The organism is Neisseria sp., assembly GCF_030527965.1.
Classification (GTDB): Bacteria; Pseudomonadota; Gammaproteobacteria; order Burkholderiales; family Neisseriaceae; genus Neisseria.
On record NZ_JAUMZU010000007.1, the window covers coordinates 13389 to 25856 of the forward strand.

The 12468-nt window shown below is 48.5% G+C and carries 10 protein-coding genes and 3 tRNA genes; 3 read left to right on the forward strand and 10 right to left on the reverse strand.

What is annotated here, in order from left to right:
* Nucleotides 1-43: 43 nt before the first annotated feature.
* The gene (locus tag Q4A84_RS04275) at nucleotides 44-2425 is read left to right on the forward strand and encodes a penicillin-binding protein 1A (protein ID WP_368389557.1); all 2382 of its coding nucleotides are present in this window, start codon (nucleotides 44-46) and stop codon (nucleotides 2423-2425) included.
* A gap of 360 nt (nucleotides 2426-2785) precedes the next feature.
* On the opposite strand, the gene ubiB is transcribed toward Q4A84_RS04275, so the two are convergent.
* The 10 genes from ubiB to sodC all read right to left on the reverse strand — a co-directional run bounded on the left by ubiB (nucleotide 2786) and on the right by sodC (nucleotide 10968).
* On the reverse strand, nucleotides 2786-4297 hold the full coding sequence (ubiB, locus tag Q4A84_RS04280) for a ubiquinone biosynthesis regulatory protein kinase UbiB (protein WP_303087694.1): 1512 nt from the start codon (nucleotides 4295-4297) through the stop codon (nucleotides 2786-2788).
* 187 nt (nucleotides 4298-4484) lie between these two features.
* Nucleotides 4485-5213 carry an oxygen-insensitive NADPH nitroreductase gene (gene nfsA, locus Q4A84_RS04285; protein ID WP_303087695.1) on the reverse strand — a complete coding sequence of 243 codons (729 nt, stop codon included), beginning with the start codon at nucleotides 5211-5213 and terminating at the stop codon, nucleotides 4485-4487.
* A gap of 54 nt (nucleotides 5214-5267) precedes the next feature.
* Nucleotides 5268-6155 (reverse strand): hypothetical protein, encoded by an 888-nt coding sequence (locus Q4A84_RS04290; protein ID WP_303087696.1) that lies wholly within the window; start codon nucleotides 6153-6155, stop codon nucleotides 5268-5270.
* Nucleotides 6152-7888: a bifunctional biotin--[acetyl-CoA-carboxylase] ligase/type III pantothenate kinase gene (locus tag Q4A84_RS04295; RefSeq protein ID WP_303087770.1), complete on the reverse strand. Its 1737-nt coding sequence runs from the start codon at nucleotides 7886-7888 to the stop codon at nucleotides 6152-6154. The genes Q4A84_RS04290 and Q4A84_RS04295 overlap by 4 nt, the downstream gene beginning before the upstream one ends.
* Nucleotides 7888-8397 (reverse strand): adenylyltransferase/cytidyltransferase family protein, encoded by a 510-nt coding sequence (locus tag Q4A84_RS04300; protein ID WP_303087697.1) that lies wholly within the window; start codon nucleotides 8395-8397, stop codon nucleotides 7888-7890. Before Q4A84_RS04300 ends, Q4A84_RS04295 begins: the two co-directional genes overlap by 1 nt.
* Nucleotides 8398-8517: 120 nt before the next feature.
* Nucleotides 8518-8593: transfer RNA gene (locus Q4A84_RS04305), tRNA-His, on the reverse strand.
* 22 nt (nucleotides 8594-8615) lie between these two features.
* A tRNA-Arg gene (locus Q4A84_RS04310) sits at nucleotides 8616-8692 on the reverse strand.
* A 71-nt stretch (nucleotides 8693-8763) separates the two neighbouring features.
* Nucleotides 8764-8841 (reverse strand) — tRNA-Pro (locus Q4A84_RS04315).
* 315 nt (nucleotides 8842-9156) lie between these two features.
* Nucleotides 9157-10173 (reverse strand): tRNA dihydrouridine(20/20a) synthase DusA, encoded by a 1017-nt coding sequence (gene dusA, locus Q4A84_RS04320; RefSeq protein ID WP_303087698.1) that lies wholly within the window; start codon nucleotides 10171-10173, stop codon nucleotides 9157-9159.
* Between the two features lie 246 nt (nucleotides 10174-10419).
* Nucleotides 10420-10968 carry a superoxide dismutase [Cu-Zn] SodC gene (gene sodC / locus Q4A84_RS04325; RefSeq protein WP_303087699.1) on the reverse strand — a complete coding sequence of 183 codons (549 nt, stop codon included), beginning with the start codon at nucleotides 10966-10968 and terminating at the stop codon, nucleotides 10420-10422.
* 167 nt (nucleotides 10969-11135) lie between these two features.
* Between sodC and Q4A84_RS04330 the strand changes: the two genes are divergently transcribed.
* Both Q4A84_RS04330 and nth read left to right on the forward strand, forming a co-directional pair.
* Nucleotides 11136-11693, forward strand: coding sequence for a thermonuclease family protein (locus Q4A84_RS04330; RefSeq protein ID WP_303087700.1), 558 nt, complete (start codon nucleotides 11136-11138; stop codon nucleotides 11691-11693).
* 44 nt (nucleotides 11694-11737) lie between these two features.
* Nucleotides 11738-12367 carry an endonuclease III gene (nth, locus tag Q4A84_RS04335; protein WP_303087701.1) on the forward strand — a complete coding sequence of 210 codons (630 nt, stop codon included), beginning with the start codon at nucleotides 11738-11740 and terminating at the stop codon, nucleotides 12365-12367.
* Nucleotides 12368-12468 lie beyond the last annotated feature (101 nt).

Consider the following 12468-nt stretch of genomic DNA (forward strand, 5'->3'; position numbering starts at 1 on the left):
TACTTTATTTACTGCCATTAATGGCAAAATTTATTATTCAGTCATGATTAAAAAAATTATTACCATCTGTTTGGGGCTTTTTTTAGGTTTAGCTTTATTTGCCGTTGGCCTGTTAGCCATTGCTATTTTGGTTACCTATCCGAAACTCCCTTCTTTAGATACCGTACAACACTATCAACCCAGAATGCCTCTGACCATCTATTCTTCAGATGGTAAATTAATCGGACTATACGGTGAAGAGCGAAGGGCTTTCACCAAAATAGAAGATTTTCCTAAAGTTTTGAAAGACGCCGTCATAGCTGCAGAAGATAAGCGGTTTTACGACCACTGGGGCGTTGATGTAATTGGCGTTTCCCGTGCGATACTCAGCAATATAACAGGAGGTGTTCGATCCGGTGCTAGTACCATTACCCAACAAGTAGCCAGAAACTTTTTCCTAACTAACGAGCGTACGTTTACCCGTAAGTTCAATGAAGCTCTACTGGCTTACAAAATCGAGCAGTCATTAAGTAAGGATCAGATTTTAGAGCTATATTTCAATCAGATTTATTTAGGTCAACGGGCTTACGGCTTTGCCTCCGCAGCCCAGATTTATTTTAACAAACCCGTACAAAAACTAACCTTAGCCGAGGCAACGATTTTAGCAGGCTTGCCTAAGGCGCCGTCTACTTTCAACCCTATCGTAAACCCTGAACGAGCCAAACTCAGACAAGAATATATTCTGAATAATATGGTTCAGGAAAAAATGATTACGCCTGAGCAACGTGCCGAAGCACTCAACGAGCAACTTCACTACGAACGTTATGTTCAACAGATTGATCAAAGCGCTTTATATGTTGCAGAAATGGTACGCCAAGAGCTTTATGAGAAGTATGGTGAATCAGCCTACACCCAAGGTTTCAAGGTATATACGACGGTAAACACCCAGAATCAAAAAGTTGCCACAGAAGCCTTACGCCGCACTCTGCGGAGCTTTGACCACGGCAGCAGTTATCGCGGCGCCGAAAACTATATTGATTTAGATAAAGGTGAAAATGAAGAAGAAGAGATCGGGGACTATCTCTCGAAACTCTATGACATAGACGGCATGGTTCCAGCCGTTGTGACATCCGCAGGGAAAAAAGGCGTACAAGTTCAATTACCCAACGGTAAACGGACCAACGTTAGCTTAGGTTTTGCCGCACGTGCTTTAAATAATAGCAAAATGGGCGATGCGCAAATCCGACGCGGTGCGGTTATCCGCCTGCAAAAATTGAAAAATGGCGGCTGGACTGTCACTCAAGAACCTTTATTACAAGGTGCTTTGGTTTCACTGGATGCCAAAACAGGTGCGATACGTGCACTCGTAGGAGGGTATGACTTCCATAGCAAATCCTTTAACCGGGCAACCCAGGCTCAACGCCAGCCCGGTTCGACCTTCAAACCGTTCATCTATTCCGCTGCACTGGCAAAAGGTATGACGGCAGCAACAGTTGTCAATGATGCGCCTTTGACCTTACCCGGCCACGGTCCAAACGGCCGGCCTTGGCAGCCTAAAAACTCAGACGGCGTTTACTCTGGTTTCATTACCTTGCGTCAGGCGCTGACCAAATCTAAAAACATGGTGTCAATCCGAGTTTTGATGTCAATCGGCATTCCTTACGCCCAGCAGTACATCCAACGCTTCGGCTTTAACCCTGCCGACCATCCGGCCGGTTTATCCATGGCTTTGGGCACCGGCTTGGCTACCCCGCTGCAAGTTGCGGAAGGTTATGCCGTATTTGCCAACGGCGGTCACAAAATATCGTCTTATGTTATTGATAAAATTTACGATAGCAGCAATAACCTGCGGGCACAGATGAAACCTTTGGTTGCCGGGGAAACGGCCCCTCAGGTGATTGACCCACGCAATGCCTATATCATGTATAAAATTATGCAAGACGTTGTCCGTCATGGTACGGCCACTCGGGCGAACGCACTGGGCCGTTCTGATATTGCAGGTAAAACCGGCACCACCAACGATAACAAAGACGCGTGGTTTGTCGGATTCAATCCCGATATTGTTACTGCTGTTTATATCGGTTTTGATAAGCCTATCAGTATGGGACGGGCGGCTTTTGGCGGCACTATTGCCTTGCCGGTCTGGGTCAACTACATGAGGTTCGCGTTAAAAGGAGTGCCAAGCAAAGGCATGGCCGTGCCTTCCGGCATCGTTAATCGCGGCGGCGAATATTTCTTGAAAGAGCAGCAGGCCACCAATCCAAAATTGGCATTGGATAACCGTGCCAGCGGCCCTGTTACAACGCCGAATCGTTCAAACAACGGTAATGCGCAAAAACCACGAGCCGCGAATAATGGCGATGCAGGGAACGAAACACCGGTGGAACCGACCAATCGACACCCTGCGCAAGGTGGTGGTAATAGCAATCTGGATTCGCTGTTTTAGCCTCCTGCTTGCTATAGTTTGAAACAAAAAGCCTGTCTGAAAGTATTCAGACAGGCTTTTTCGTAGGCAATATTGTAATTTCCTGTGTCCTTATTGCCCTTCCTTTTATATTCAAGACTCAGAGTTTGGATTACACACGGGACACTTCAGAACAAATAACCAAACCTTACGAAATAAGGCAACCCTAATCTGCCAATAAAATCCAAGCAAACTGGAGCATCAATAAATGCCCCAGGCAAAACAAATGCCTGTCTGAAAAAATCGGCTGTATTGTCTTTACCAACAGCATTTTTCAGACAGGCATTTTTCTAACCCTTTATTAAGAATTCATATTTGCCTTGATTTCATTCCCATATCTGGTTACTTAAACAACAGAATCAACACCAAGGCTACAGCTATCACCGCCAGCCAAACATTCTGGCGTTGTTGCGTTTTTACCAAATGAATATAAGCATCACGCATTTCTTGCTGTCTGGCCTCGTCCACCAACATATTGATTTTACGTGGCAGACTGGGAAGAATTTGCGCCCAGTCGAGCGATTCGTTTTTAAAATTATTCAACAGCGCTTTAGGGCCGACCTGCTCGGCCATCCATTTGGTCAGGAAAGGTTTCGCGGTAGCCCAAAGATCCAATTCAGGATCAAGCTGGCGACCCAGGCCTTCAATATTGAGTAAGGTTTTTTGTAACAAAACCAACTGCGGCTGAATTTCCACATTGAACCGGCGGCTGGTTTCAAACAAACGCATCAACACAAGGCCGAAAGAGATTTGCGATAAAGGCTTGTTGAAAATCGGTTCGCACACGGCACGTACCGCCGCTTCCAATTCCTCTGCCCGCGTATCGGGCGGCACCCAACCTGATTCGATATGGGCGGTTGCAACCCGATGGTAATCGCGGTTGAAAAAGGCAAGAAAATTAATCGCCAGATAGCGTTTATCATAGCCAGTCAAACTACCGACGATGCCGAAATCCAAAGCGATATAGCGGCCATCGTCCGCCACCAGAATATTGCCCGGATGCATGTCGGCATGGAAGAATCCGTAGCGAAACACTTGCGTAAAGAAAATTTCAACGCCATAGCGAGCCAGCCGCTCAAGGTCGATATGTTTGGCTTTTAATGCCGCAATATCAGCCACGGGCGTGCCGTCCATCCATTCAATGGTCAATATATCGCGGCTGCAATAATCGTAATATACCTTCGGCACTATGAGCATGGTGCTGTCTTTAAAATTGCGGCCGAGCTGGCTGGCATTCGCTGCCTCCCGCATCAAATCCAGTTCGTCATGCAGATATTTGTCGAATTCATCAACCACTTCGCGCGGACGCAGTCTCCGACCGTCCGCAAAAAGCCGCTCCACCCACAGCGCACCGAAACGCAGTAATGCTAAATCCTGCTCGATTACCGGAGCAAGATTTGGCCGAAGCACCTTCACTGCCACCTGTTCACCGCTATGCAAACGGGCTTTATGCACTTGTGCCACCGAAGCGCTGGCAACCGGCGTCGCATCAAATTCGGCATACAGCATATCAACCGGTTTGCCGAGTGATGCCTCAATCTGACGGCGCGACAAATCCGCATCAAAAGGCGGCACACGATCTTGTAATTTCGACAGCTCTGTCGCGTAATCATGTGCAATCAAATCCGGACGGGTCGACAATACCTGCCCGAATTTGACGAACACAGGGCCCAAGCTCTCCAAAGCCAACCTCAGGCGCACCGGTAAAGGCTCATGTTTGAACTCCGAAGACTGAGGAAACCTGACCAACCACCTGCCCAACCTGCTCCGGCCGGACAAAGGGGTAAAAAGCTCGGCCAAACCATAACGGTAAATGGTTTTGGTCAAAGTAGACGTGCGTTTAAGCCATTTCATCGCAAGCATCTTTTATTAAAGTGAATGATAAACGGCCGATTCTGGTTCGAACCGGCCATCGCGTTTTCAGACAGGCATAAGCCAAAAAGCGTTTCTATTGTATCCATAAACCGTTTTCGGCATGAAAATTATAATAGATAGAGTAGCCCATCACATTCTGATCATGGACAAATGACCACATGGCCCCTTATCGTTTAGCCAGACCTTTACGCTGCAAAAACGGCAAAACTTCAGGGCGAACTTCTTTACAAAGCGAATTCTGAACCTGACGCGTGAAATCCAAATCCAGATTACTACGTTGCTTGTAATAGTCTTTAACCGTTGCGTTATATACTTCATATTGTGCCGCATCCAACGGACGGTAAGCATTCTCACTAATCACACAAGCCGCAGGCAAGCGCGGGCGCATCATCGGATCTTGCGCAGGAAAACCCAAACACATGCCAAACAAAGGAACCACATCTTGCGGCAACCCCAAAATCTCATCGGTTGCATTGATATCGTCACGCAAGCTGCCAATATAAACACCGCCTAACCCCAACGATTCGGCCGTCAACAAAACGTTTTGCGCCATAATGCCCGCATCAATGGCGCCCATTAGCGTCATTTCCGTCCAATCCGTTTGCGCCTGCGGTGCAATTTGCTTGTGTTTGGCCAAGTCGATACAAAACACCAGCAATTCGGCACACGTTTCAATGTAATGCTGATTGGCGCCCACCGCCCTGAGCTTTTTGCGCTTCTCAATATCCGTTACACGAATAACGTGCACGGTTTGCAGAAAGCTCGAAGACGAAGCTGCCTGACCGGCTCTCAAGACCGCTTCCAACATAGCTGCAGGAATCGGCTCGCCCGTAAATTTACGGATAGAACGGTGCTGCAGCGCCGTTTCCAACGCAGGTTTGCTTGTAAATGTCATATCAATTTCTCCTTAAAATTTTCAGACAGGCATTGGTTAAAGTTTACCCGATCGTTATTTACAGTTGCCGCGCTGCAATTTTCCATATTTGCCCACTACGTTTTGAACAGCCTGCATATCGGATTCACTCAAGCTGCTAAACAAAACCTGCATTTTAGCAACGCTTGCCCCACCAGAAGCATTGCCGCCCTGCTCGCGGATTTGAACGCTAAAGCCTGCGCCCTGCAAACGAGAAAACAAAGCTTGCGCGGCATTGGGATCAGTAAACGCACCCGCCACTACGCCGCCGCTACCCGACGAACCGTTAAAGCCCTTAGCTGACAGCTCATCCAGCAAAGCCTGCGTATCACCCTGCGCCGGCAACCATACGGCATATTTCACATTACGCTTTTCATTCGAGGCTGCTTCGCGCTGCTCCACTCTACGTGTTGCAGCATGCGGCCATTGCACCAGCAAGCCCTTGATACGATGATAATCATCTTCGGGCATGGTAACGCTGGCAAAACGGTTGCAATGCTCGCCTTGCGTATTTTGAACAGCGTTAGGCGCCACGCCTCTATCGGCCAAACCCGCTTCATTTGCTTTACGGGCTTTTTCTTCAGCCTCTTTTTTCAGCTTTTCCACCTTCAGCTTCTTCTCATGCTCGAGGCGCGCTTTTTCTTCAGCTTCTTTCTGCACGGCGGTTTTTTCTTCCGACGCTCGCAAAGCAACCGCCGCAGGCTCTTTCGTATCGGCTTTATTACCGGATTTAACCCAAGCCGGCGGCGTATCGTCTTTTGTTTGTACCAAAACCGTATTCGGCACCTTCAATTCCTGTGTGCCTTCGACCGCCACGGTTTCCTTGCCGCCAGCCTCGCTTGTTTTTTTGCTGACATGAATGCCAACCACCGCACCGAAAACAATAATATTTAACGCCACCAAAATGGCAAACAACCATTTCATGCTTGCTCTACCCAGTTTAACAAACCGTAAATCACAAGATTATCTATGATTTTAACTGTATTGTCTAAAACAAATGCCTGCGGCATGGCTTGCGCAACCTTCGCCCCGCCGCCGCCCGTAATGACCACATCAACCGGTCTGTTTTTTCCCGTTTTTTCCCGTAAGCGCGCATGCATCAGCAAAATCGCGCCGCATACAGCATCCATCATGCCGCTGGCCAAAGCATTCGCCGTTGTCGTCGGAAACGGATAAACCTTACCCAAAGGTCGGTTGAGATGGGCGGTTTTCTGCGCCAGCGCCTCTTTCATCAAATGAAAGCCCGGCATAATGGTTCCGCCCAAATAATGATTGTCTTCACTCAATGCATCAATGGTTACTGCCGTGCCGCAACTAACCACCACGCAAGCATTTTGGGTGAAGCGGCGGCTGCCCAGCGCATTAAACCAACGATCGGCACCATGTTCAGCCGGATTGCGATAATGATTGCGGATGCCCAAGGCCTGAGTCATTGAAGAAAGCCATTCGATACCGACCGGAAGTTGCACGGCAACCAAATCTTTTTTTATCGGGCCGCACACGGCACAACCCACCACCTTGATATCCGATCCACCGTATTGCAGCCATTCCTTACCCAGTTCATCCAAATCACGATAAGGCGAATGGTTCAGATGCACAATGCGACCGTTGCGCACCCAAGCCCATTTCAGGCGGCTGTTACCACCATCCAACAACAAATAAGCAGTTTGCGCCTCTTCCGAAATCGCCGGCACTTGGCTACATTGGCGCAAACTGGTTTCTCCACTTACAATTTCCCGAATCCCGTTTTCCGTTTGCAAGCGCAGCGCACCTTCTGGCGTAATGCCTCTAACCCAGCCTTCCTCACTTACTTCGCCTTTTTGCATCAGATAAACCGGCTGCCCTTGATCTCTATGCGCCGCCTGATATTCATCAACAAACGCTGAAAAACCGTATTGCTCGAAAACAGCCAACCTCTCATCCAATTGCGTCAAAATGGCATTCAACACTGTATCTGCGCTTACCGGCTGCTTCCCGCATTGTTGCAACAATGCCTGAACGGAGATGGCATGCTCCACTTCCTTCGGCAATACAAAATTGATGCCGATACCGATAACCGCATAGGTTTTGCCCTCTTGCCGCACGGTTTCGATTAAAATTCCGCCCAACTTATCCTGGCCAACCATCAAATCGTTCGGCCACTTGATTTGCGCAGGCACACCCAAGCCAACCAAGCCCTTATGGCAGGCCAACGCAACCAGAAGCGCCAATGCACCCAATTCTGCTTGAGGCTTGTCAAACACCCAGCACAAGCTGAACATTAGGCATTCGCCCGCCTTTCCCACCCATTTTTTACCTTGCCGGCCACGTCCTTGATTCTGGAAATGAGCCAAACACAAACGGCGATGCATCGCATCCGGCATCTGCCTGACGCTTTGAAGCAAAATGTCGTTAGTCGACGTATATTCATGCACAATGCCCGTCTGAAAACCCGTTGCAGCCTGTTGCAAAGAAGCTTCGTCAAAGATGGCGAGCGGACGAACCAAACGCCATTGCCCGTCATGCTGACGCAACAGCCCGCGGATATGCGGCGGCATCTGTTGCCACAAACCGTTCAACTGGTACGGCTTAACGCCAACCCTCCTGCCCAGCACAAACACATGCTGCGGCAAACCCGAGGCTAAAGCCGCCAACAGCGCCCAATGTTGTTCTCGCATCACGAACGCGGCTCTTTTTGTGTGCTGCGGATTTTCTCCAAGGTCTTAGTGGTCGAAGTGGCGTGCAAAAAAGGAATCGAATACACTTTACCGCCGCGCGCCAATGTTTCCTGCGCACCGACAATTTTCTCCACCGGCCAATCACCGCCTTTTATCAGAATATCCGGCCTGACCATGTCAATCAGCTCCGCCGGCGTATTGCTGTCAAACCATGTAACCAAATCAACGCAAGCCAGCGCCGCCGCTACCGCCGCCCGATTCTCCAATGTATTGACCGGCCGGTCGTCGCCCTTGTCCTGCCGCCGCACAGAAGCATCCGTATTTAATGCCAAAATCAACGCCGCGCCCGTTGCCCTTGCCTGCGCCAGATAAGTAACATGCCCTCTATGCAAAATATCAAAACAGCCGTTGGTAAAGACCAACGGGCGCGGCAATTGCGCAAGTCGCCCGACCAACATTTCCGGCGGGCAAATTTTCTGCTCAAAATCGGGTAACGGCCAATTCTTCACGATTCGTATTCCTTATAAATTGTAAAACCAAAACACTTGGGCGCAGTTGCTGAATGATACCGAAGCAGCAGGTTTTAGGAAAGACAAAGCCCGCTCTCTACGGAGCGGGCTTTGATATTTTGGGGTGGCTGATGGGGCTCGAACCCACGACAACCGGAATCACAATCCGGGGCTCTACCAACTGAGCTACAGCCACCACATAAAAACTTGGAGTATTGTGGCGCGCCCGACAGGAATCGAACCTGTAACCGCCCGCTTAGAAGGCGGGTGCTCTATCCGGTTGAGCTACGGGCGCTCTACCTTAATCCTATCGTGCTTATATTTCTGAACCAAGCAACCGATTCTGTTTTAAGCTTGATTCGTAACTGGTCGGGGCGGTGGGATTCGAACTCACGACCCCCTGTTCCCAAAACAGGTGCGCTAACCAGACTGCGCTACGCCCCGACGAGAAAGCGTGACTATACCCGAACCGAACCGATTTAGACAAGTATTTTTTACCAAGCATTTTTCGGAAAATTACATCATTCTGTTTTTTAAACATATCTTTTGAGGTAAGCGTGACACATTCGCTATGGAAGTCAATTCAACAGCAAGATTTCTATGCTTTCACAATATAAATTAAAGAGAAATCAGCCGCCCAAAGCTCTGTAAAACTCTTACTTACTCCAGTTTATCTGCCACATCCGAACCGTTTTGCAATTCGCAAAAGCTTATCGCTTAATTTTTAAATTCTGTTCTTATTCAAGTATTTTTAATGCGTCAGCCCTGTATGCCTGTCTGAAAACCATTGGCAAAAGCGACTTCCGCCCATGCTTGTGCAATCAACTCGGGGTTATTCGATTTAAGCAGCGTTGAATCCGACAACACCCTGCGCCAATTTCGCGCACCTTGCAAACCGTGCATCAGGCCAAGGTAATGGCGTACGGTATGCCGCAGCAAAGTACCGCGCCCGGCAGCAAGCTGCTTGGCAGCATAGGTTTGCAGCTTATCAACTAATTCAGCATAACCGATGGGCGGCGCGTCGTCGCCATAAAACAAACCGTCCCATAGACGCATAAGCATAGGATTGTGATAACACTCGCGCCCAACCATCACGCCATCAACTCGAGCAAGATGCTCAATAATTTGCTCATTATTGGTAATTCCACCATTAATGATGATTTCCAAATCAGGGAAATCCTGCTTCAGACGGTAGACATAATCGTATCTCAAGGGCGGCACATCGCGGTTTTCTTTTGGAGAAAGCCCTTTCAACCAAGCATTTCGGGCATGCACAATATAAGTTTTGCACGCAGTTTTAGCCGCCAGTGTGCCGACAAAATCAGCTACGATTTGATATTCGGTCTGGCGGTCGATACCGATGCGGTGTTTGACCGTCACTTCAATCTGAACCGCATCCTGCATGGCATTCAAGCAATCGGCAACCAGTTCGACCTCATTCATCAAGCAAGCGCCGAACGCCCCTTTCTGCACGCGCGGGCTGGGGCAGCCGCAATTCAGATTCACCTCGTCATAGCCATATTCCTCCGCCGCCTTTGCCGCTTGCGCCAATAGAGCCGGCTCGCTGCCGCCCAATTGCAAGGCAACCGGATTTTCACATTCATTACGCATTAAAAAACGCGCTTTATCGCCAAAAACAACAGCACCTGCATTAACCATCTCGCTATAAAGCCAAGTGTGGCGCGTAATCTGGCGTGCCATATAGCGATAATGACGGTCTGTCCAGTCAAGCATCGGCGCAACGCTAAGGCGGCGCGGGGGAAGTTTCTGAGTCATAAAAGCATAAACAGGTGGTTAAAAACCTTAATTCTAACTTAAAGTCATATTGCCATCCCATTAAGTATTGATGCATTACTCGGTCAATCTAATGGTAGAGCGATAAGGTTTGTTTTAATTCTGAATTTTAAAACAGCCTTGTAGCTGGAATTGTGTATTGTATGGAATGTATAAAAGCAAACCAATCATAAATTTTGCAATTGTTAAAAAGGCCAGCTTGATTTTAAGCTGGCCCCCAACGCATAATTAATTAATCAAACCGCATGCGGCGCGCGCCCCGCCTCCACCGAGGGGTTTGGGATTTTCGGAATAATTATCACCGCCGACATGGATAATCAGCGAATGGCCTTTAACTTGGCTAATGCGTTTCAAACGTGGTGCCAAAACGGGCGTATTTGCAGTGCCGTCGGCATTAACAATCAAAACCGGCAAATTACCCAGATGGGTATCATCTTCCCAAGGTTGTCCGTGACGATGCGTATTTTTCGGATCCCAGTGACCGCCTGCGCCTAAACCCGCAACCAACTTCCCGTCTTTTTCTTTTGCATCGCAACTGTAATTTTCATGAATATGAAAACCATGTAAACCAGCTGGCAAATTGGATAACTTCGGTGTGAAAACCAATCCATAGGCAGACTGACTAACTTCCACCATCCCGATATCCTGATTGTTCTTGGCAGGATCCAGAAGATGCATTCTAATTTCCAACGGCTTCGCCTGTTTTGCGCTGGCAGGCATGGATACACTCAATAATGCACTAAGTGAAACGACTAAGGTAAGTAAGTTTTTTTTCATACGATTTCTCTATATTTTATGTTAAAAATGAAAAATATGACTACAAACGGGGTATGCTTTGATTTCTAAACCTGCCTGATATTGCTTACAACAGGCGGTATCCGCTTGTAGCGACTACATACAATAACATCGTATTTTTTCTTTTATATTTGTTTATATCAATGTTAATGATTAAATTAATTTTACTCTCGCTTATTACCTTTATTACGGCCAATTGTTCCAACCAGCATGCCGAACAATATCAAACCGTTTTGCAAACAACAGCTTCTGCTGCACATACCAGCTACCAAGCCAAAGTCGTTTCGATAGCCGACGGCGATACTATACGCGTGACCGATGGCAACGGGCAGACACACAAAATCCGCTTGGCTTATATAGATACGCCCGAATTGAACCAAGCACACGGAAAAGCGGCACGCCAAGCCTTATCTGATTTGCTGAGCGGGAAAAACGTTGATATCACCGTATTCGAACACGACCGCTATCGTCGCGAAGTGGCTCAAGTGCGGCTGAACGGGCATGATGCCAACCTCGCCCAACTTGAAAACGGCCATGCTTGGCACTATGTTTCCATTGCCCGTAAAAAACAAAGCCAGACCGACTACACCGTTTACGCCCGAGCTGAATCCGAAGCCCGTAAACGCCGCATCGGGCTTTGGAACAACAACAATCCGCAGGCACCGTGGGACTTCCGCAAAGAAGCCCGTGAAAAAAACGCGCCGTAAACCAAACCGCCACAAGCCAATGCCTGTCTGAAAACCGACACATCATGAATAAAACAATCCGACAAGAAATTTTCGAACGTCTACGTAATGCAAACCCGAACCCGACAACCGAGCTCAATTTCAACAGTCCGTTTGAATTGCTCATTGCTGTTTTACTTTCGGCACAAGCCACCGACGTAGGCGTTAACAAAGCCACTGCCAAACTCTTCCCCGTAGCCAACACCCCGCAGGCCATGCTTGATTTAGGCTTGGAAGGCATCATGGAATACACCAAAACCATCGGCCTTTACCGTACCAAATCGAAACACATCATCGAAACCTGCCAAATCTTGCTGGCGCAATACGACGGCAAAGTACCGGAAACTCGGGAAGCCTTGGAAAAACTGCCCGGCGTTGGCCGAAAAACCGCCAACGTCGTGCTCAACACCGCTTTCGGCCAACCGACCATGGCGGTAGACACGCATATTTTCCGCGTATCCAACCGAACAGGTTTGGCACCCGGCAAGAACGTGCGCGAAGTGGAAGACAAATTGATGAAAGTCGTGCCGAAAGCATTTATCCTCAATGCACACCATTGGCTGATTCTGCACGGCCGCTATACCTGCAAGGCGCAGAAGCCTCTGTGCGGGCAATGCCTGATTAACGATTTATGCGAATATCCGGCCAAGTTATAGCGAACAGATTCAAATTCTAAGGAAACCGCGCAGCTGAAAACCGCATCGACAATCCAGCAAAAATAAAAGACCGACCCGATATGGCAGCAGAAGTTACTTGC